21 protein-coding genes and 1 pseudogene are annotated in these 19,050 nt (G+C 70.8%); 4 read left to right on the top strand and 18 right to left on the bottom strand.

Annotated elements, in window-relative coordinates; translation table 11 throughout:
• Window positions 1–11: 11 nt before the first annotated feature.
• From smpB to HDA40_RS35580, 11 genes are all read right to left on the bottom strand, one after another.
• On the bottom strand, window positions 12–491 hold the full coding sequence (gene smpB, locus HDA40_RS35630) for an SsrA-binding protein SmpB (RefSeq protein ID WP_253762269.1): 480 nt from the start codon (window positions 489–491) through the stop codon (window positions 12–14).
• A gap of 109 nt (window positions 492–600) precedes the next feature.
• The gene (gene pheT / locus HDA40_RS35625) at window positions 601–3,081 is read right to left on the bottom strand and encodes a phenylalanine--tRNA ligase subunit beta (RefSeq protein WP_253762268.1); all 2,481 of its coding nucleotides are present in this window, start codon (window positions 3,079–3,081) and stop codon (window positions 601–603) included.
• Between the two features lies 1 nt (window position 3,082).
• Window positions 3,083–4,165 (bottom strand): phenylalanine--tRNA ligase subunit alpha, encoded by a 1,083-nt coding sequence (pheS, locus tag HDA40_RS35620; protein WP_253762267.1) that lies wholly within the window; start codon window positions 4,163–4,165, stop codon window positions 3,083–3,085.
• Between the two features lie 348 nt (window positions 4,166–4,513).
• Entirely contained in the window at window positions 4,514–4,762 is a 249-nt protein-coding gene (locus tag HDA40_RS35615; RefSeq protein ID WP_253762266.1) for a hypothetical protein, read from the bottom strand.
• 7 nt (window positions 4,763–4,769) lie between these two features.
• Complete coding sequence (locus HDA40_RS35610) at window positions 4,770–5,549, bottom strand: TrmH family RNA methyltransferase (protein ID WP_253762265.1); 780 nt, start codon at window positions 5,547–5,549, stop codon at window positions 4,770–4,772.
• 8 nt (window positions 5,550–5,557) lie between these two features.
• Entirely contained in the window at window positions 5,558–5,929 is a 372-nt protein-coding gene (rplT, locus tag HDA40_RS35605; RefSeq protein ID WP_253762264.1) for a 50S ribosomal protein L20, read from the bottom strand.
• Between the two features lie 34 nt (window positions 5,930–5,963).
• Window positions 5,964–6,158, bottom strand: a complete 195-nt coding sequence (rpmI, locus tag HDA40_RS35600) for a 50S ribosomal protein L35 (protein ID WP_253762263.1) — start codon at window positions 6,156–6,158, stop codon at window positions 5,964–5,966.
• A 61-nt stretch (window positions 6,159–6,219) separates the two neighbouring features.
• Complete coding sequence (gene infC / locus HDA40_RS35595) at window positions 6,220–6,816, bottom strand: translation initiation factor IF-3 (RefSeq protein ID WP_308197843.1); 597 nt, start codon at window positions 6,814–6,816, stop codon at window positions 6,220–6,222.
• A gap of 391 nt (window positions 6,817–7,207) precedes the next feature.
• Window positions 7,208–7,669, bottom strand: coding sequence for a PH domain-containing protein (locus tag HDA40_RS35590; RefSeq protein WP_253763930.1), 462 nt, complete (start codon window positions 7,667–7,669; stop codon window positions 7,208–7,210).
• A 189-nt stretch (window positions 7,670–7,858) separates the two neighbouring features.
• Window positions 7,859–8,707: an ATP phosphoribosyltransferase gene (hisG, locus tag HDA40_RS35585; RefSeq protein WP_253762262.1), complete on the bottom strand. Its 849-nt coding sequence runs from the start codon at window positions 8,705–8,707 to the stop codon at window positions 7,859–7,861.
• Window positions 8,708–8,756: 49 nt separating this feature from the next.
• The gene (locus HDA40_RS35580) at window positions 8,757–9,020 is read right to left on the bottom strand and encodes a phosphoribosyl-ATP diphosphatase (RefSeq protein WP_253762261.1); all 264 of its coding nucleotides are present in this window, start codon (window positions 9,018–9,020) and stop codon (window positions 8,757–8,759) included.
• Window positions 9,021–9,105: 85 nt separating this feature from the next.
• Here HDA40_RS35580 and HDA40_RS35575 point away from each other — a divergent pair, with 85 nt between their 5' ends.
• Window positions 9,106–9,735, top strand: coding sequence for an MBL fold metallo-hydrolase (locus HDA40_RS35575; protein ID WP_253762260.1), 630 nt, complete (start codon window positions 9,106–9,108; stop codon window positions 9,733–9,735).
• Between the two features lie 7 nt (window positions 9,736–9,742).
• On the opposite strand, the gene HDA40_RS35570 is transcribed toward HDA40_RS35575, so the two are convergent.
• The 7 genes and pseudogenes from HDA40_RS35570 to rpe all read right to left on the bottom strand — a co-directional run bounded on the left by HDA40_RS35570 (window position 9,743) and on the right by rpe (window position 15,945).
• Entirely contained in the window at window positions 9,743–10,573 is an 831-nt protein-coding gene (locus HDA40_RS35570; RefSeq protein WP_253762259.1) for a GerMN domain-containing protein, read from the bottom strand.
• A 44-nt stretch (window positions 10,574–10,617) separates the two neighbouring features.
• Window positions 10,618–11,088 carry a 6,7-dimethyl-8-ribityllumazine synthase gene (gene ribH / locus HDA40_RS35565; protein WP_253762258.1) on the bottom strand — a complete coding sequence of 157 codons (471 nt, stop codon included), beginning with the start codon at window positions 11,086–11,088 and terminating at the stop codon, window positions 10,618–10,620.
• 1 nt (window position 11,089) lies between these two features.
• Entirely contained in the window at window positions 11,090–12,316 is a 1,227-nt protein-coding gene (locus tag HDA40_RS35560; RefSeq protein WP_253762257.1) for a bifunctional 3,4-dihydroxy-2-butanone-4-phosphate synthase/GTP cyclohydrolase II, read from the bottom strand.
• Complete coding sequence (locus HDA40_RS35555; protein WP_253762256.1) at window positions 12,313–12,918, bottom strand: riboflavin synthase; 606 nt, start codon at window positions 12,916–12,918, stop codon at window positions 12,313–12,315. The genes HDA40_RS35560 and HDA40_RS35555 overlap by 4 nt, the downstream gene beginning before the upstream one ends.
• A 2-nt stretch (window positions 12,919–12,920) precedes the next feature.
• Complete coding sequence (ribD, locus tag HDA40_RS35550; protein ID WP_253762255.1) at window positions 12,921–13,985, bottom strand: bifunctional diaminohydroxyphosphoribosylaminopyrimidine deaminase/5-amino-6-(5-phosphoribosylamino)uracil reductase RibD; 1,065 nt, start codon at window positions 13,983–13,985, stop codon at window positions 12,921–12,923.
• 163 nt (window positions 13,986–14,148) lie between these two features.
• A pseudogene (locus HDA40_RS35545) lies at window positions 14,149–15,114 on the bottom strand (GGDEF domain-containing response regulator); the annotation flags it as partial.
• A 177-nt stretch (window positions 15,115–15,291) separates the two neighbouring features.
• A complete protein-coding gene (gene rpe, locus HDA40_RS35540) occupies window positions 15,292–15,945 on the bottom strand; it encodes a ribulose-phosphate 3-epimerase (RefSeq protein ID WP_253762254.1) in 654 nt (217 codons plus the stop codon).
• A gap of 112 nt (window positions 15,946–16,057) precedes the next feature.
• Between rpe and def the strand changes: the two genes are divergently transcribed.
• The 3 genes from def to HDA40_RS35525 are packed head-to-tail and all read left to right on the top strand — an operon-like array spanning window position 16,058 to window position 18,994.
• Entirely contained in the window at window positions 16,058–16,630 is a 573-nt protein-coding gene (gene def, locus HDA40_RS35535) for a peptide deformylase (RefSeq protein WP_253762252.1), read from the top strand.
• 16 nt (window positions 16,631–16,646) lie between these two features.
• Window positions 16,647–17,600: a methionyl-tRNA formyltransferase gene (locus HDA40_RS35530; RefSeq protein ID WP_253762250.1), complete on the top strand. Its 954-nt coding sequence runs from the start codon at window positions 16,647–16,649 to the stop codon at window positions 17,598–17,600.
• On the top strand, window positions 17,600–18,994 hold the full coding sequence (locus HDA40_RS35525; protein ID WP_253762249.1) for an RsmB/NOP family class I SAM-dependent RNA methyltransferase: 1,395 nt from the start codon (window positions 17,600–17,602) through the stop codon (window positions 18,992–18,994). Before HDA40_RS35530 ends, HDA40_RS35525 begins: the two co-directional genes overlap by 1 nt.
• Window positions 18,995–19,050: the final 56 nt, after the last annotated feature.

The raw sequence follows: 19,050 nt of genomic DNA, 5'->3' as shown, positions 1-19,050 counted from the left end.
ACGGAGCTGGGCTACCGGGGTCGCCCCTTGAGGTGACGGCCGAACTCCCGGGCGATCTCGCGATTGGCGTCCCGTTCGGCCAGCACCTGCCGCTTGTCGTACGCCTTCCGCCCGCGCGCCAGCCCCAGCTCGACCTTGGCCCAGCCGTTGGCGAAGTACATCGACAGCGGGATCAATGTGACGCCGGGGTCGCGCAGCTTCAGCAGGATCTTCTCGATCTCCACCCGGTGCAGCAGGAGCTTGCGGATCCGGCGCGGGGTGTGGTTCGTCCAGGTGCCCAAGGCGTACTCGGCGATGTGGAGACCATGTAGGAGCAGTTCGCCGTCGGTCTCCTGGGCGAACGCGTCGACGAGCGACACCCGGCCGTCCCGCAGCGACTTCACCTCGGTCCCACGCAGCACGAGACCGGCCTCGTAGGTCTTGAGGATCTCGTAGTCGTGCCGCGCCTTGCGATTGACCGCGATGACCTTGCGCTTCTCGTCCCGTGCCACGGCGATCAATCCCGTTCCCCGCTGTACAGCGTTACCGGCAGATCACGGATACGCAGGCCATTTCGGGTCTCCGAAGCCTGCATATCCGTGATCTGCCGCTCGACAACCGTCAGGCGCCGCGGAGCACGGCGCCGAATCGCGAAGCGGTGGTCGCGACCGCCGCGTCACGGGCGGCGACCGCCTCCTCGCCGGTGAGCGTACGATCCTGGGCCCGGAAGACCAGCTTGTACGCCAGCGACTTCTGCCCCGGGTCGATGCCCTGACCGGTGTACACGTCGAACAGCCTGACCGACTCCAGCAGCGGACCGGCCCCCTCGCGCAGCGCCGCCTCGACGTCAGCCGCCGGAACCTCCTGCGGCAGCACGAGCGCGACGTCGATCAGCGCGGGCGGGAAGTTGGACAGCACCGGCGGCGGGGTGACCCCCGGCAACGGCACGAGATCCAGGTCCAGCTCCATGGCACAGGTCCGCTTCGGGAGGTCCTGCTCGGCGCAGACGGCCGGGTGCAGCTCACCGGCGTACCCGATGATCTCGCCGTCGACCTTGATCGCCGCGCAGCGACCGGGATGCCACGGAGCCTGCTCCGCCGCGGCCACCGAGACCCGCGCGGCGTCGAGGCCCGCCGCGGCGAGGGTGTCGCGCGCGGCCTGGATCGCGTCGGACCAGTCGGCGGCGCGACCGGCGCCCCACCAGCCGGCGGGCTCCAGCGGAGAACCGGCGAGCACCACCGCGACGTGGTACGGCTGGTGCGGCACGAACTCCTGAGCCGCCTGCCATTCCTCCTCGGACGGACGGCTGGCGATGGTCAGCACCGGCGGCACACCCTGCCGGGCGGCGGCCCGGAAGACCAGGCCCAGCTCGAACAGCGCGACATCACGCTGCCCCCGGCCGAGGTTGCGCTTGAGCGTCGTCAGCAGCGGCGGAAGCAGCGAGGTACGCAGCAGCGGTTCCTCGTCCGACAGCGGATTCGCCAGGCGTACGGCGTCGGTCGGCAGCCCGAGCGAGGTCAGCGCGGCGGCCGACACGAACGGGTTGCAGATCGCCTCGACGTAGCCCTGCTCGGCCAACGCCCGGCCGATCGAACGGCGACGGCGCTGCTGCGGGGTCAGGCCGTTGCCCGGCGGGGCGATCGGCAGCACGCTCGGCACCTTGTCCAGGCCGTCCAGGCGGACGACCTCCTCGACCAGGTCGGCGGGCTGCAGCAGGTCGGGCCGCCAACTCGGCGGGGTGACCAGGAAGTCGTCGCCGATCGCCACGTGGCAGCCGACCTCGGTCAGCACCTCGGCCACCCGCTCGGGGCTGTAGTTCACGCCGATCAGCCGGGTCGGCAGACCGGGGTCCAAGCTCAGCGAGAACGACTCCGGCGGGTAGTTCGCGTCGGTGATCTCGTCCCCGGCCTTGCCGCCGCCGTACTCGAGGAGCAGGTTCACCGCCCGTTCGACGCCGACCAGGCACAGCTCGCGGTCGACGCCGCGCTCCCAGCGCTTGGCCGCCTCGCTGAACAGCTTGTGCCGCCGCGCCGTCCGGCCGACCATCACCGGGTCCCAATGCGCCGCCTCGAACAGGACACTCGTCGTCTCGGGCGCGACCTCGCTGGTCTGCCCGCCCATCACGGCGGCGAGCGAGATCGGGCCGCTGTCGTCGCAGATGACCATGTCCTCAGCGGCGAGTACGCGAGTGACACCGTCCAACGTGGTCAGCTTCTCGCCCTCGGCCGCCCGGCGGACCACCAGGGCGCCCTGGACGCGGTCGGCGTCGAAGGCGTGCATCGGCTGACCGAGTTCCAGCATCACATAGTTCGTGATGTCGATCGGCAACCCGAGGACGCGTACGCCGGCCGCCGTCAACCGGCGCGCCATGAAGTCCGGCGTCGCGGCGGCCGGGTCGACACCGCGCACGAGCCGAGCCGCGAACCGGTCGCAGCCGGCCGGGTCGTCGATCACGATGTCCCAGGCGTCGCCGCTCGTCGCACCGGGCGCGGCGGCCAGACCGGGATCGGTGAACGGTACGCCGAACGAGTGCGCCAGCTCGCGAGCCAGCCCCCGGACGGACATCTGGTAGCCGCGGTCGGGCGTCGGGGTGACGTCGATCAGCATGTCGTCGAGGCCGACGATCGGGCGCGCGTCGTCACCGGGCGCGACCGCGAGTTCGGCGGGCAGCACGATGATCCCGTCGTGCTCGTCGCTGATGCCCAGCTCCCGAGCCGAGCAGATCATGCCGGCCGACATGTGCCCGTACGTCTTGCGTGCGCCGATCTGGAAGCCGCCCGGCAGCTCCCCGCCGGGCAGGATCACGACGACCTGGTCACCGGCGACGAAGTTGGTCGCGCCGCAGACGATCTCCTGCGGTTCGCCGGTTCCGTTGGCGGCGCCGACGTCCACAGTGCAGAAGCGGATCGGCTTCTTGAAGCCGGTCAGCTCCTCGACGGTCAGCACCCGGCCGACCACCAGCGAGCCGCGCACGGTCTCGCGCTGGTCGACGATCTCCTCGACCTCGATGCCGAGGTCGTTCAGCGCGGCGTCCAGCTCGGCGGCGGTCACCGACTCGGGCAGCGCCACGAACTCTCGCAGCCAGGACAGACCCACCCGCATCTCAGTGCACCTCCATGCCGAACGCGCGGGTGAACCGCACATCGCCTTCGAACATATCCCGCATGTCGGACACCCCGTTGCGGAACATCAGCGTACGGTCGATCCCCATGCCGAACGCGAAACCGGAGTAGACGTCGGGATCGATCCCGCAGGCCCGCAGCACGTTCGGGTTGACCATGCCGCAGCCGCCCCACTCGACCCACTGCGGGCCGTCGCGGTGCTCGGCGAACCACACGTCGAACTCGGCCGACGGCTCGGTGAACGGGAAGTAGTGCGGCCGCCAGCGCGTCCGCGCGTCGGGACCGAACATGGCCCGCGCGAAATGGTCCAGCGTCCCCTTCAGGTGAGCCATGGTGATGCCCTTGTCCACGACCAGGCCCTCGACCTGGTGGAACACCGGCGAATGCGTCGCGTCCAGTTCGTCGGTGCGGTAGACCCGGCCGGGCACGACGACGTAGATCGGCGGCTTGCGCGACAGCATCGTGCGGGCCTGCACCGGCGAGGTGTGCGTACGCAGCACCAGGCCGGACTCGGTGGCCTCGCCCGCGCCCTGCACCCAGAACGTGTCCATCAGGCCCCGGGCGGGGTGGTCGGCCGGGATGTTGAGGGCGTCGAAGTTCGCCCACTCCAACTCGACCTCAGGTCCTTCGGCGATCTCGTAGCCCATCCCGACGAACATGTCGCCGACCCGCTCCATCAGCGTGGTCAGCGGATGCCGGGCGCCCCGGGGACGCCGGTCGGCGGGCAGCGTCACGTCGACGCGTTCCTCCCGCAGCACGCGCTCGGCCTGCTCGGCGGTGAGCACTTCCTGGCGCGCGTCGAAGGCGGCCTGAACGGCGGTGCGGGCCGCGTTCACCCGCTGCCCGGCCGACGCCTTCGCGGCCGGGGGCAGCGCGCCGATCTCCCGGCGGGCCAACGAAACCGGGGCACGGTCGCCCAGGTGGACAGACTTCAGCGCGGCCAGGGCGTCGAGGTCGGCGGCGTCCGCGAACGCCCGGCCCGCCTCGGCCACGGCGGCGTCCAACGCGTCGGAATCGAGCAACGCGACCTGCTTGGGGTCGTACGGGTCAGAGCGGTAAGTCATCAGATCTCCAGATGCGGCAACCCGAACAGTTTAGGGACTCGCGACTCGGTCGCCGCCCGCCGGTGCTCGCTGGAGGAGGAAGGTGCGCTCAGCCCAGCCGCCCGCAACCAGCGGGCTGGCTAAAGGAGGTCGTCATGCGCACGCCGTCATGATACCCGTCGGCCGGATTCGGCGCTCATCCGCCGTCGTCCCGCAGTCGATCAGGGGGTTGCGGGAACGATCAGGGTGCCGGGGACACGACACACCGGTCGATCACGACCGTTAGTTCATGATCGCGCGGAAAGCGACGGGGGCCGCGCGGCGAGCGGCGAGCGGCGAGCGGCGAGCGGGGTGGTGGGAGGGTGGGGGTTAGGGGCGGCGGGCCAGGAGGGCGACGGAGGCGACCGCGCCGACGCCCGCGATCAGGATCGCCCCGACGAGCAGCGCGGCCGCGATCACCGCCTGCTGCGCGGATACCCCGGCGAGCGCGCCCGCGACGAGCGCGATCACGAGCACGGCCAGCCCGGTGTAGAGCCGGAACACGTGTCGGGCGAACAACAAGCCGAGGCCGATGATCAACAGGATGACCGCGGTACCGAAACCGGCGAGGGGTGCCATCCCACCATCATGAGCGCTGAGCGCGCGCGGAGGCGTACAGGCACACCGCGGCGGCGGCTGCCAGGTTCAGGCTTTCCGCGCCGCCGTAGATCGGCACTCGCACAGCCTCGTCGGACTCGCTCAACGCGGCGTCCGGCAGTCCGTGGGCCTCCGATCCGAAGATCCAGGCGGTACGCCCGGCGAGGCGACCGGTGTCGGCGAGGTCGTCGAGGTCGCGAGCGGCGTACCCGCTCGTGGCCAGCGTCTGCAGACCGGCCGCACGCAGCTGGGAGAACAGCGCCGACCAGTCGCGTTCCCGCACGACGTCCACATGGAACAGACTGCCCGCGCTGGCGCGTACGCATTTGCCGTTGTACGGGTCGACGGCGTCACCGGCGAAGATCACTGTCCGCGCGCCCGCCGCGTCCGCTGTACGCAGGATCGTCCCGGCGTTGCCGGGATCACGGATCTCCAGCACCACCGCGACGAGGCGGGGTTCCTTGGCGAGCGCGTCGGCCAGCGGGACGTCGAGGAGGTCGCAGACGGCGACGACGCCTTGCGGCTGAACGGTCTCCGACAGGGCGGCCATGGCGTCATCGGCCACGAGGGACGCGCCCGGGTAATCCGCGATGCGATCGACGGTCGCGAAGATCTCCCGTACCACTCCGGAGGAAAGAGCCGAGGCGACCGCTTGCGGCCCCTCGGCGAGGAAGGCGCCCTGGGCCTCGCGGTCCTTGCGGCGCTGAAGCTTGACCGCGGACACGACGCGGGGGGTACGCCGAGTGAACGGCGCACCCCCCGTCGTCATGGTGTCGCTCAGGCCTGAGCCTGTGCCGCGACGGCCTTGCGCGCGACATCGACGATGGCGGCGAACGCGGCCTCGTCGTGCACGGCGAGGTCGGCCAGGATCTTGCGGTCGACCTCCACCTCAGCGAGCTTGAGGCCCTGGATGAGGCGGTTGTAGGTCATCCCGTTGGCGCGGGCGGCCGCGTTGATCCGGGTGATCCACAGCTGGCGGAAGTCGCCCTTGCGGTCACGACGGTCGCGGTACGCGTACTGCATCGAGTGCAGTACCTGCTCCTTGGCCTTGCGGTAGAGCCGGGAGCGCTGGCCGCGGTAGCCGCTCGCGGCCTCCAGCAGGGTACGGCGCTTCTTCTGGGCGTTGACCGCCCGCTTGACGCGTGCCATGTCGATCTACTCCTTCAGTTCGTCGTGGCGCGCGTCAGCGGCCGAGCATCTTCTTGACGCGGGGCAGGTCGTTCTTGGCGACCTCGACGGTCCCGCTGAGGCTGCGCGTCTCCTTGGACGCCTTCACCTCGAGGCGGTGGCGCAGGCCGGTCTGCTGACGCATGATCTTGCCGGTGCCGGTCACCTTGACCCGCTTGCCCATGCCGGTGTGGCTCTTCATCTTCGGCATTGCGAAGTATCTCCCCTGATATAGCTATGTACGGTGCTCTGGCGGCCCGCCATCGGGCTGGTCAGCCCTCGGCGGCCGGCTGTACTGCTTCGTCGGCCTCGGCCGGCGCGTCCTCGTCGGACTTCGCGCCGCGGACAATGGCCTTGGTCGCACGGTTCGGTGCGAGCACCATGATCATGTTTCGGCCGTCCTGCTTCGGGGCGGCCTCGACGAAGCCCAGTTCCGAGACCTCTTCCTCGAGCCGGCGCAGGAGGCGGTAGCCCAGCTCCGGGCGGCTCTGCTCCCGGCCGCGGAACATGATGGTCACCTTGACCTTGTCCCCGGCCTTGAGGAAGCGCACGACGTGACCTTTCTTGGTCTCGTAGTCGTGCTGGTCGATCTTCGGACGCAGCTTCATCTCCTTGATGATGGTCTGCTGCTGGTTACGCCGGGCTTCCCTCGCCTTGAGCGCGCTCTCGTACTTGAACTTGCCGAAGTCCATGAGCTTGCAGACGGGCGGGCGGGCCATCGGCGCGACCTCGACCAGATCCAGATCGACGTCGGCGGCCAACTGCAGGGCGCGCTCGATCGGAACGATGCCGACCTGCTCACCCTCAGGGCCGACCAGACGGACCTCACGTGCCCTGATCTGATCGTTGACGCGTGGCTCGACGCTGATGTGGCCTCCTCCAAACTAGTGTCCGTGCCGACCTTCGGCGTCCGCTCCCTCGCGGGTGCGAAGGCGTGGACCGTGTCTTTGTGCGCCACCGAGCGGGCTCGCGCCGTGTCCCGGTGGCCCAAAGCAGAAGGCCCCGGCGCATGCCAGGGCCCGCTCGACCGGTCCACGCACGCTGTCAGGCGTACGACCCGGACCTTCGGCGGCTACCGTCGTGCGGACGGCGGCCCGAGGCCGGTGACCGGACCCGATTCACTCAAGGTGACCGGGTGGGAGCAGGCGCTCCGCTTTGTGGCCGACTGCCCCGCCGCCACTCGGCGGCTGAGCTACCCGCACCACCCGAGGGTGATGTGAGCGTCGGCAAGGTCGACGCAGCAACTTTACCAGGCAGGGTTCAGGACCGCGAATCGGGCGTACTAGCCGGTGCGGTGGCGTGCGCCGCGTGGAGGCTCCGGAGGCCGCGTACGGCGACGAGGGCGTGCTCCTTGTCGACCGCCTGGATGGCCAGGACCGACACCGTGTCGTCGTCTTGCAGCTCCAGCTGCGCCCACGGGTGGCCGTGGTCGAACCGGATCGCCCGGACGACGTTCCACGGCAGCTCATAGGTCGCGAACACATTGCGGACGCGGATGCCCCGCTCGGTGCCCCAGACCCGGGGACGGCCGAAGGCGAGCGCGGCCAGCGCGCCGCAGACCCCGAGGCCGATCATGGCGGCCTGGTCACCCGGGCGGAACACCGCGTTGCCCTCGCCGATCGAGCCGGTCAGCGCAGTCGCCACCGCGGCGAACACCGCCAGGATCGCGACCGCCGCGACCCACGCCACCACACGTACGCGCTTGGGCCGGACGTCGATCATCACCGTCTCCGCTGCTGCCACGGCGTCCATCCTGCCACCCCACCATCGCGCCCGGCTCGGCGCACCGGTTCACCGCCGTGCTGACTGCGCGATCATGAACTTTCGCTCGTGATCAACCGGCGTGTCGCGTTCGCCAGTCCATGATCGATCCCATTCGGGCATGATCAACGGGCTGGCGAACGCGTATGGCTAGAGGCGGCAGGCGTGGATGTCGGTGACCAGGATGGCCCGGGCGCCGATGTCGTACAGCTCGTCCATGATCCGGTGCATCCCGGCCCGCTGGACCATCGCCTGCACGGCGACCCAGCCCTCGCGGTGCAACGGGGAGACCGTCGGCGACTCGATGCCCGGGGTCAGCGCGACCGCCTCGTCGAGCCGGTCGGCCCGGCAGTCGTAGGCGAGCATGACGTAGCGCCGGGCGACCAGGACGCCCTGCAGTCGCCGCAGCAGCTGGGCGACCTGCGGCTGGGCGGGGTCGTCGCCGGTCCGGTGGATCAGCGCCGCCTCGGAGACCATGATCGGGTCGCCGATCGGGACGAGGCCGGCCTGCCGGAGCGTGGCCCCGGTCGCGACGACGTCGGCGATCAGGTCGGCGACGCCGAGGCGTACGGCGTTCTCCACCGCGCCATCCAGCTCGACGACGCGCGCCTTGATGTCGCGCTCCTCCAGATAGCGCTCGACCAGCCCCGGGTACGCCGTGGCGATGCGCTTGCCGTCGAGCGAGCCGAGGTCGGCGACGGTGCCCTGCGGGGCGGCGAATCGGAAGGTGGCCCCGGCGAAGCCCAGCTCCAGCAGCTGCTCGACCGGGGTGCCGCCGTCGACGAGCAGGTCCTGGCCGGTGATGCCCAGGTCGAGGTCGCCGGAGCCGACGTAGGTCGCGATGTCGCGTGGGCGCAGGTAGAAGAACTCGATGTCGTTGTCGGTGTCGAGGCAGGCGAGGTCGCGGTCGTCGGTGCGCTGGCGGTAGCCCGCCTCACGCAGCATCTCGATGGCGGGCTTGGACAGGGTGCCCTTGTTGGGCACGGCGATGCGCAGCATTCTGAAGATTCCTCAAGATCGGTGTCTGGAACGGATGGACAAACCCGATCTAGAGATGTCGGTAGACGTCCTTCAGCTCGATCCCGGTCGCGAGCATCAGCACCTGAGCCTGGTAGAGCAGCTGCGAGATCTCCTCGGCGGCGCGGTCGGGCCCCTCATGCTCAGCGGCCATCCACGCCTCGGCGGCCTCCTCGACCACCTTCTTGCCGACCGAGTGCACCCCACCCTGGACGGCCTTGACCGTGCCCGACGCGGGGTCACCGGCGGCGACCTTCGCCCGCAGCTCCTCGAAGAGCTCCTCGAACGTCTTCACGCCCGCAATTCTGCCCGACGCGATCACACCCACGACCCTGGACGTGACCGGTTCCACGGAGCGAGAACGGCGTACGCTCGAAACCATGCAGTTGATCAAGTTCACGCACGCCTGCGTACGCCTGCACGACGGCGACCGGACGTTGCTGATCGACCCCGGCGTGTGGTCGGAGCCGGCGGTCTTCGAGGGTGTCACCGACGTCCTCATCACCCATGAGCACCACGATCACGTCGACGCGGAGCGGCTGGCCCAGCAGGACGTGCGGGTCTTCGCGCCCGAGCTGATCGCCGGCGAGCTGCGCGAGAAGATGGGCGACGCGGTGACCACCGTGGCGACCGGCGACACCTTCACCGCCGCCGGGTTCGACGTCACCGTGGTCGGTGGCGAGCACGCCGAGATCTACGAGGGCCTGCCGGGCTGCGCCAACGTCGGCTACCTGGTCGGGACCTCGTCCGGGGCGCTCTACCACCCCGGTGACGCGCTGTTCGTGCCCGAGGCCGAGGTCGGCGTGCTGCTCGTGCCGGCCTCCGCGCCGTGGCTCAAGCTGCGGGAGGCGCTGGACTTCGTCCGGGCGGTCGCCCCGAAGCGGGCGCACCCGATCCACGACCGGATGTTCTCGGAGGACATCGGCTTCGCCGGGTTCGACCGGTGGATGGAGATGAAGGGCCAGACGGCGTACTCGCGCATCCCGATCGGGAGCGGCGCCGACCTCTAGCTCACCGCTAGCTCACGGTGAAGGTGTGGTTGTCGACGTGCTGCCGGCTGCTGTCGGCCATCGAGATCTCGTAGGCCCGCACGACGTAGGAGCCCGGCGACAACCGCACCGTCACCTTCTTCTCCCCCATCGCCGGATGTCCGGGTTCGAGGGTGACGACCTCGTGCTGGACGACCTTGCCGTCCCGCAGGATCTCGTAGTTGAGGGTGTTCTCGAAGACGATCCCGGCCAGGTGCAGGGTCACGTCGCGGCCGACGGTCTCGCCCTGCTGCGGGGAGATCACCCAGACCAGGTGCAGGGTGTCGACCGCCTCGGCTCGGCGTACCGGGTCTTTGACGGAGACGTGGCCGAAGACGGTCTCCACGGTGGCGCCGTCGACCCGAATGCGTACGCGAGACGCCCCGGAGTTCGCGGTGGCGGTCCAGACGAGCTGCTGGACGGCCTGACCTTCCGCCTCCGCGCCCACGCCGCTGGTGAGGCCCGTGAGGTCCACCGTGACCACGTCGCCGTCGACCGAGCAGCCCGTGACGCGTACGCCCACCGGCCACAGCGTCTTGTAGTCCGGGTCCAGCGCGCTGGGGCGCAGCATCTCCGCCACCGCCGCCGTGGTCTTCCCAGCGGGCGTGTCCGCTGCGACGGCCAACCGGTGGAACTCGCGCACCAGTTTCGGCGTACCGCGGTCGGAAAGCGTGTAGTAGACGGGAAGCAAGCCGCTCCCCGGGGCCGAGGCCGACACGGAAGCCGCGTGGGAAGCCGGGGGTGACCCCGACGGGACCGGCGCCGGAGTTGTGCAGCCCGCCAGCAGGGCGAGCCCGAGTGAAGCCGCGAGAACCCGCATGCCTCCAGTGAACGCCCCTGGCGGAGCGGACACCAGTGACGTATCTAGGACAGTGACCGCAGCGTGACCGCGGCGTCGAGGGCGGCGATAGTGGCCGCCCAGCCCTTGTCCTCACCTGAGCCGGGCAGCCCGGCCCGGTCGCGCGCCTGCTCGATCGTGTTGACCGTGAGCACGCCCTGGCCGATCGGCGTGCGCTCGTCGAGCGCGAGGCGGGTCAGTCCGTCGGTGACCGAGCGGCAGACGTAGTCGAAGTGCGGGGTGTCGCCGCGCACGACGACGCCCAGGGCGACCACGGCGTCCTTGCGGCCGGCGAGCGCCTGCGCGACTACCGGGATCTCCACCGAACCGGCGACCCGGTGGACCTCGACGTCGCTGACCCCGCTGGCCTTGGCGGCCGCGAGCGCCCGCTCGAGCATCTGGTCGACCAGCTCGCCGTTCCAGCGGGTGGCGACGATGCCGAGGGTCAGCCCGTGCGCGTCGACCGCGCTGTCCTCAGGCGTGCCGAATCCGGCCATGTCAGGCGACTCCTTCAGTCGGCGGTTCGAGATCGATCAGATGGCCCATGCGGTCCCGCTTGGTCTGCAGGTAGCGCAGGTTCTCCGGGTGGGGGCGGACCGGCAGCGGCTCGCGGCCCACGATGGACAGGCCGTAGCCTTCCAGCCCGGCGCGCTTGGCCGGGTTGTTGGTGAGCAGGCGCATCGTGCGTACGCCGAGGTCGTAGAGGATCTGCGCGCCGGTGCCGTAGTCGCGGGCGTCGGCGGGCAGCCCGAGGTCGAGGTTGGCGTCGACGGTGTCCCGGCCGCCGTCCTGCAGCTGGTACGCCTGCAGCTTGTGCAGCAGCCCGATGCCCCGGCCTTCGTGCCCGCGCATGTAGAGCACGACACCGCGGCCCTCCTCGGCGACCCGCTCCAGCGCGGCGTGCAGCTGGGGTCCGCAGTCGCAGCGCACCGACGCGAACACGTCGCCGGTCAGGCACTCGGAGTGCACCCGGACCAGGACGTCCTCGCCGTCGCCGATCTCGCCGAAGACCAGGGCGATGTGCTCGGCGTTGTCGTCGGTGGCGCGGTAGCCGACCGCGGTGAACTCGCCGTACTCGGTGGGCAGGCGGGCGCCGGCGATCCGTTCGACCAGCCGCTCGGTCCGCCGCCGGTACTCGATCAGGTCGGCGATGGAGATGATGGCCAGCCCGTGTTCCTGGGCGAACGCGGTCAGCTCGGGCAGTCGCATCATCGTGCCGTCGTCGTTGATCAGCTCGCAGAGCACCCCGGCCGGGCGCAGCCCGGCGAGGGTGGCGAGGTCCACGGCGGCCTCGGTGTGCCCGGGGCGGCGCAGGACGCCGCCCGACTTCGCCCGCAGCGGCACCACGTGCCCGGGACGGGACAGGTCGCTCGGCCGGGTCACGGGGTCGGCGAGCAGCCGGATCGTGTGGGCGCGGTCGGCGGCGGAGATGCCGGTGCTCACGCCTTCCCGGGCATCCACGGTGACCGTGTACGCCGTCCCCCGCCGGTCCTGGTTGGTGTGCCACTGCGGCGGCAGGTCGAGGCGGTCGGCGTCGGGCTCCAGGATCGGGGCGCAGATGTAGCCGGAGGTGTAGCGGACGGTGAAGGCGAGCAGCTCGGGCGTGGCCAGCTCGGCCGCGAAGATCAGGTCGCCTTCGTTCTCGCGGTCCTCGTCGTCCACGACGACGACGGCCTTGCCGGCTTTGACCTCGGCGATCGCGGTCTCGATCGAGGACAGCGTCATGCCCGGTTCCCTCCGCCGTTGCCCACCATCTTCTCGACGTACTTGGCGATCACGTCGACCTCCAGGTTCACCTGGTCACCGACGCCCTTACGGCCCAGTGTCGTCACTTCCAGTGTGGTGGGAATGAGGCTCACCGCGAACGCGTCTTCAGAGATCTCGGTCACAGTCAGCGAGATTCCGTCGACCGTGATCGAGCCCTTCTCCACGAGATAGCGGGAAAGATCCTCCGGAAGAGTGAACCGGACGATCTCCCACAGATCGCCGGGGACCCGCTCGGTGATCGTGGCGACCCCGTCGACGTGCCCCTGCACGATGTGCCCGCCGAGCCTGTCGGACACCTTGACCGCCCGCTCCAGGTTGACCCGGTCGCCGACCTGCAGGCCGCCGAGCGCGCTGCGGTCGAAGGACTCCTTCATCACCTCGGTGGTGAAGACGTCGCCCAGGTTCTCCACGACGGTCAGGCAGACGCCGTTGACCGCGATCGAGTCGCCGTGCCCGGCGTCGGAGGTCACCACCGGCCCCTTGATCGCCAGCCGTGCGCCTTCGCCCTTCCAGGTGAGCTCGACTACCTCGCCCAACTCCTCGACAATGCCGGTGAACACGCCTAATTCTCCCTCTTCGGCACGGCGGTGATCCGGAGATCCGGTCCAACCCGGTCAACGTCGGTGACATCGAGTTCGATCGCCTCGGTGATGGTCTTCACACCGGCGCCCATGAGCGCCGCCGGGCCGCCGCCGAGCAGCTTCGGCGCCACATACCCGACGATCTTGTCGACCAGCCCGGCCGCGAGGAACGCGCCGGCCAGTGTGGGACCGCCCTCCAGCAGGGCGCTGCGCACGCCCCGCTCGTACATCCGGCTCATCAGGGCCACCAGATCCACGCGCCCCTCGGCGTCCGCGCCGACCTCGGCCGCGGTCGCGATCCAGGTCGCGGCCGCGCCGTCCCTGACCTTCGCGTTCTCAGGGGTACGCCCGACGGAGTCCACGACGACGCGAAGTGGTTGCCGGATGGCCAGACTGCCGTCCCGGAGATTGCGCGCGGTCAACCGGGAGTCGTCGGCGATGACGGTGCCGACGCCGACGATGATCGCGTCCACCGTGCCCCGCAGCGCATGCACGTCCATCCGGGACGCCTCGGACGTGATCCACATGCTCGTGCCGTCCTCGGCCGCCGACCGGCCGTCCACCGTGGAGGCGAACTTCCAGATCACGTATGGGCGCTTTCGGCGTACGGAGGACAGCCACATGACGTTGCCCCGGGTCGCCTCGGCCTCGCGTACGCCGGAGACGACCTGCACACCGGATTCCCGGAGGGTCTCCGCGCCACCCTTGGCGGCGTCGGTCGGGTCGAGCACGGCGATCACCACGCGGCCGATCCCCGCCCGGATCAGGGCCTGACTGCACGGGCCGGTCCGGCCGGTGTGATTGCACGGCTCCAGGGTCACCACCGCCGTGCCGCCCTTGGCCTTCTCCCCGGCCTGGGCGAGCGCCACGATCTCGGCGTGCGGGCCGCCCGCGTACGCGTGGAAGCCCTCGCCGGCGACCTCCCCCGAGCTGTCCAGGATCACGCAGCCCACCACGGGGTTGGGGCTGGTCGTGCCGAGTCCGCGGGCGGCGAGTTCGATCGCACGGGCCATCGCGGCATGCTCGGCGGGTGTGGCCTCCGTCATGGCCACATCTTCCCGCAGGGCGGTGACCGGGGTCAGCCCCGGGCTGCCCGGGATACCTTGATCACAGCTCAGCACCGTGCTCGGAGGGCGTACGCGGCAGCGGGATGCCGTGCGGCGGGGTGCTGTAGTCGCCGAAGCCGCCGCTGTCGGGTTCGTCGTCCATCCGGCGGCGGTCGATCGCCACGAACGAGCCCGGCTGGCTCTTGGCCACCGACTTCATCTCCGACGCCGCCGCGATCACCTCACGGGGATCGTCGAACTGCCGGGCGGTCGACAAGGCGACCCCGATCGAGAGGGTGACCAGGTTGGCCCGCTGCACGTTGCCCCGGCGGTCGGTCAGCTCCAGATAGCCGCGCGCCGCCGCGTCGGGGTCGTAGAGGTCGTCGGCGGCCGATTCGAACAGCTCGACCGATCGGGTGGTCACCGGGCGTACCTGGTCGGGGGTGAGCACGAGGACGAAGTCGTCGCCGCCGACGTGGCCGAGGAACACCGGCGGCAGGCCGGCCTCGGCGACCGCCCGGTGCAGCGAACGGGCCAGCGCGGTGATGAACTCGTCCCCCCGGCCGAACCCGTACGCGTCGTTGACCGTCTTGAACCGGTCGACGTCGATGTAGCAGACCGCGTAGTCGCAGCCGCTCTGCACCCGATCGGAGATCTCCCGCAGGATGCGGGTGTTGCCGGGCAGCCCGGTCAGCGGCGACACCTCGCGATATTCCTGGTTGCGCCGCAGCGTCGAGCGGACGCGGGCCACCAGTTCCAGCGTGTCGAACGGCTTGACCAGGTAGTCGTCGGCCCCGGCGGACAGCCCGAGCACCTTGTCGGCGGTCATCGCGCGGGCCGTCAGCATGATGATGGGCAACGCCGCCATGAGCGGGTCGGCGCGCAGCCGCCGGGTCAGCCCGATGCCGTCCAAAGTGGGCATCATCAGGTCCACGATCACGAGATCGGGGCGCCGCTGCTCGATCACCGAGAGGGCCTGTTCCCCGTCGTGGGCGGTCATCACCTCGAAACCGTGCAGGCGCAGGTTCACCTCGACGAAGCGCACGATGTCACGGTCGTCGTCGACGACCAGGATGACCTCGGCGTCGCCGCCGTGTCCCGGGAAACCCAAGCCGACCCCACTGTCCATTGTGGTGCATGCTATCTCGCGCGCACCAACTGGCGTTGTCGAAGTCTACGCGGACCGTGCCCGGACGGATCAGTGATCCGCTTCGAATCTTGGGAACATCTGGTTGTACCCGACCGGCGGATCAGGCCAGGCGACTCAGCTGACTATTGCGGCGAGTGACTATTGCTGCGAGGTCGGCTAGCCGACCAGGGCGCGCAGGCGACGGCAGGCGTCAGCCGGGTCGACAGCGCCGAACACAGCCGTCCCGGCGACGAACGCGTCCGCGCCGGCCTCGGCCGCCTGCTCGATGGTGTCCGCGGCGATGCCGCCGTCGACCTCGACCCGGATCTGCAGACCTTCGGCGTCGGCGTGCCGCCGCGCCGTGCGTACCTTGTCGAGCATCTCCGGCATGAACTTCTGGCCGCCGAACCCGGCCTTGATCGTCATGATCAGCAGGGTGTCGAAGTGCGGGAGCAGCTCCAGATAGGGCTCGATCGGGGTGTCCCGGTCGACCGCGAGGCCCGCCTTGGCCCCGGCCGCCCGCAGGTTCTTGGCCAGCGCGATCGGGTCGGCGGCGGCCTCCACGTGGAAGCTCACGTTGTACGCGCCGGCCTCGGCGTACCCGACGGCCCACCGCTCCGGCGCCTCGATCATGAGGTGGCAGTCCAGCGGGTGATCGGTGGCCGCCCGCAGGCTCTGAACGACCGGCAGCCCGATCGTCAGGTTCGGGACGAAGTGGTAGTCCATGACGTCGACATGGAGCCAGTCGGCGTCGGCGTGGACGGCCTGGGCGGCCTCGGCGAGCCGGGCGAAGTCGGCTGCGAGCAGGCTGGGCGCGATGATCGGCGTCACGCGCTCAGCCTAGGTCATCTCGTCGCTCCGCCCTCGGCGTACCGGAGTCCGTAGACTGGGGGCACTTGTACCCACGTTCTTTACCCGCGTTTCTGCGAAGGAGCCGTCCGACGTGACTGTCCAGCCCATCCGCTACTTCGGCGACCCGGTTCTGCGTACGCCGGCAGACCCCGTGGTCGACTTCGACAAGGAGCTGCGGCGGCTCGTCGGCGACCTGGTGGAGACGATGCGCAAACACGGCGGGGCTGGACTCGCGGCGCCGCAGATCGGCGTCGGGCTGCGCGTGTTCACCTTCGACGTGGACGACGTCGTCGGGCACCTGATCAACCCGGTGCTGGAGTTCCCGGACGACGAGGAGCAGGACGGCCAGGAGGGCTGCCTGTCGCTGCCCGGCCTCTACTTCGACACCAAGCGCCGGCAGAACGTGGTGGCCCGGGGCTTCAACGAGTTCGGCGATCCCCTGCAGATCGTCGGAACCGGGATGATGGCCCGCTGCGCCCAGCACGAGACCGACCACCTCGACGGGGTGATCTTCATCGACCGGCTGGAGACCGACGAGCGCAAGAAGGCGCTGAAGGAGATCCGCCGGGCCGACTGGTACGACCCGGCGAACACCCGGATCAAGGTCAGCCCGCACGCCGTCCACCCCCAAGCCGGTCCCAGCCCGTTCGGGCTCGGGCGTTGAAGGGTGGACTGAACTGATGCGTCTCGTCTTCGCCGGTACGCCGGAGGTCGCTCTCCCGTCCCTGGACGCCCTGGCCGCCTCGGACCACGAACTGGTGGCCGTCGTGACCCGCCCTGACGCGCCGGCCGGCCGTGGCCGGCACGTCGTGCGCTCCCCCGCTGGCGCCTGGGCCGACGAGCACGGGGTCGAGGTGTTGACCCCGGAGCGGCCCAGGGATCCCGAGTTCCTCGCCCGGCTGGCCAACATCGCGCCGGACTGTGTGCCGGTCGTGGCGTACGGTGCGCTGGTGCCGCCCGCCGCCCTGGAGATCCCCCGGCTCGGCTGGGTGAACCTGCACTTCTCGCTGCTGCCCGCCTGGCGCGGCGCGGCACCGGTGCAGCACGCGATCTGGCACGGCGACGAGATCACCGGCGCGTCGGTCTTCCAGCTGGAGGCCGGCCTGGACACCGGCCCGGTCTTCGGCACGATGGCGGAGAAGATCCGCCCGGCCGACACCGCGGGCGACCTGCTCGGCCGGCTCGCCGTCGACGGTGCGGGCCTGCTCGTCAGCGTGCTGGACGCGATCGAGGCGGGCGCGGTCACGCCGGTTCCGCAGCCGATGGACGGCATCACCCTGGCCCCGAAGATCACCGTGGAGGACGCGCAGGTGCACTGGATCGAACCGGCGTTCGCCGTCGACCGCCGTATCCGGGCGGCGACCCCGAATCCGGGCGCGTGGACGCGGCTGCTCCGGAACGGGGCACCGGAGACTCAGCGCGACGAGCGGCTCAAACTCGGCGCGGTCACCCCGTTGCCCGGCGGTCCCCGCCTGGAGCCCGGTGACCTGCTGGTCGAGAAGAACCGGGTGCTGGTCGGCACCGCGACCGATCCCGTCGTCCTCGGGGAGGTACGCGCGGCCGGCAAGAAGGCCATGCGGGCCGCCGACTGGGCCCGGGGTCTGCACCTCAGCACGCAAGAACGGCTCGGCTGATGCGGGCCGCACCCGCCCGGCGCGGCGGCCGGCGCAGCACCATCGACCCCGCCCGCGCGGCCGCGTACGAGGCGCTGCTGGCCGTGCACCGCGACGGAGCGTACGCGAACATCGTCCTGCCGCAGATCCTGCGCGACCGGGAGCTGTTCGGCCGGGACGCCGCCTTCGCCACCGAGATCACCTACGGGACGCTGCGTGGTCAGGGCACCATCGACCTCATCCTCGCCGAGGCCGCCGGACGCGACATCGACCGCATCGATCCGCCCGCCCGGGACGCTCTGCGGCTGGGCGCGTACCAGATCCTGCAGACCAGAGTGCCCCCGCACGCGGCCGTCGGCGAGACGGTGGAGCTGGTGCGGGAGGTGGCACCGGGGGCGATCGGCTTCGCGAACGCGGTGCTGCGCCGGGTGAGCGAGCGGACCTTCGACGAGTGGGTCGGGGTGGTCGCGCCACCGGCGGGCGACGACCCGATCGCGCACCTGGCCGCGGCCTGGAGCCATCCGGAGTGGATCGTGCGGGCGTTCTCCGAGGCGCTCGGCGGCGATCTGGCCGACACCGCGCAACTGCTCGCCGAGGACAACGAACGTCCACCGGTGCACCTGTGCGCGCGGCCGGGCCGGGCCGACGCGGTGGACCTCGCCGACGAGGTCGGCGGCGCGCCCGGAGCGTTCTCCCCGTACGCGGTCTACCTGTCCGGCGGCGCGCCCGGCGACCTCGCCGCGATCCGCGACGGCCGGGCGCACGTTCAGGACGAGGGTTCGCAGCTCGTCGCGGCGGCGCTGGTCAACGCGGAACTGGAAGGTTCGGACGAGCGCTGGCTCGACCTGTGCGCCGGACCGGGCGGCAAGGCCGGGCTGCTGGCCGCGCTGGCGGCCGAACGAGGCGCGCGGCTGACCGCGGTCGAGGTGCAGCCGCATCGGGCTCGCCTGGTCGAGCTGGCCGTCCGCGGACTGCCCGCCGACGTGGTCTGCACCGACGGCCGGGCGGTCGGACGCGATCCCGCGCTACCGGCCGACGGCTTCGACCGCGTCCTGGTCGACGCGCCCTGCACCGGGCTCGGCTCGCTGCGGCGGCGGCCCGAGTCCCGCTGGCGCCGCCAGCCGTCGGACCTGCCGCCGCTGACCCGGCTGCAACGGGAACTGCTGGGGGCGGCCTTCCAGGCGGTCCGGCCCGGCGGCTTGGTCGCGTACGTGACGTGCTCGCCGCACGTAGTGGAGACGCAGGTCAGCGTCGTCGAGGCGGCCCGCCGTTCGCCGTCCACGATGGACTTCGTGGACGCCCGGCCGCTGCTTCCGCCGATGCCCGGCCTCGGCGGCGGGCCGACCGTGCAGCTGTGGCCGCACCGGCACGGCACCGACGCCATGTTCCTGGCCGTCCTCCGCCGCACCGCCTGACCCGACCCGCACCGCCTTTGGTGCAGATCACGGTTATGCATGCTTCCGAGGCCGTC

Source organism: Hamadaea flava (assembly GCF_024172085.1).
Classification (GTDB): Bacteria; Actinomycetota; Actinomycetes; order Mycobacteriales; family Micromonosporaceae; genus Hamadaea; species Hamadaea flava.
The sequence above is the reverse complement of the archived record's forward strand: the minus strand, read 5'-3'. Positions and strand labels throughout refer to the sequence as shown.

Excerpts from the sequence above, each read along its gene's own strand:
- pheT (WP_253762268.1), bottom strand. The coding sequence starts at position 3,081 with ATGCGGGTGGGTCTGTCCTGGCTGCGAGAGTTCGTGGCGCTGCCCGAG.
- pheS (WP_253762267.1), bottom strand. The coding sequence starts at position 4,165 with ATGACTTACCGCTCTGACCCGTACGACCCCAAGCAGGTCGCGTTGCTC.
- HDA40_RS35615 (WP_253762266.1), bottom strand. The coding sequence starts at position 4,762 with ATGGCACCCCTCGCCGGTTTCGGTACCGCGGTCATCCTGTTGATCATC.
- HDA40_RS35610 (WP_253762265.1), bottom strand. The coding sequence starts at position 5,549 with ATGACGACGGGGGGTGCGCCGTTCACTCGGCGTACCCCCCGCGTCGTG.
- rplT (WP_253762264.1), bottom strand. The coding sequence starts at position 5,929 with ATGGCACGCGTCAAGCGGGCGGTCAACGCCCAGAAGAAGCGCCGTACC.
- rpmI (WP_253762263.1), bottom strand. The coding sequence starts at position 6,158 with ATGCCGAAGATGAAGAGCCACACCGGCATGGGCAAGCGGGTCAAGGTG.
- HDA40_RS35590 (WP_253763930.1), bottom strand. The coding sequence starts at position 7,669 with ATGATCGACGTCCGGCCCAAGCGCGTACGTGTGGTGGCGTGGGTCGCG.
- hisG (WP_253762262.1), bottom strand. The coding sequence starts at position 8,707 with ATGCTGCGCATCGCCGTGCCCAACAAGGGCACCCTGTCCAAGCCCGCC.
- HDA40_RS35575 (WP_253762260.1), top strand. The coding sequence starts at position 9,106 with ATGCAGTTGATCAAGTTCACGCACGCCTGCGTACGCCTGCACGACGGC.
- HDA40_RS35570 (WP_253762259.1), bottom strand. The coding sequence starts at position 10,573 with ATGCGGGTTCTCGCGGCTTCACTCGGGCTCGCCCTGCTGGCGGGCTGC.
- ribH (WP_253762258.1), bottom strand. The coding sequence starts at position 11,088 with ATGGCCGGATTCGGCACGCCTGAGGACAGCGCGGTCGACGCGCACGGG.
- HDA40_RS35560 (WP_253762257.1), bottom strand. The coding sequence starts at position 12,316 with ATGACGCTGTCCTCGATCGAGACCGCGATCGCCGAGGTCAAAGCCGGC.
- ribD (WP_253762255.1), bottom strand. The coding sequence starts at position 13,985 with ATGACGGAGGCCACACCCGCCGAGCATGCCGCGATGGCCCGTGCGATC.
- HDA40_RS35530 (WP_253762250.1), top strand. The coding sequence starts at position 16,647 with ATGCGTCTCGTCTTCGCCGGTACGCCGGAGGTCGCTCTCCCGTCCCTG.
- HDA40_RS35525 (WP_253762249.1), top strand. The coding sequence starts at position 17,600 with ATGCGGGCCGCACCCGCCCGGCGCGGCGGCCGGCGCAGCACCATCGAC.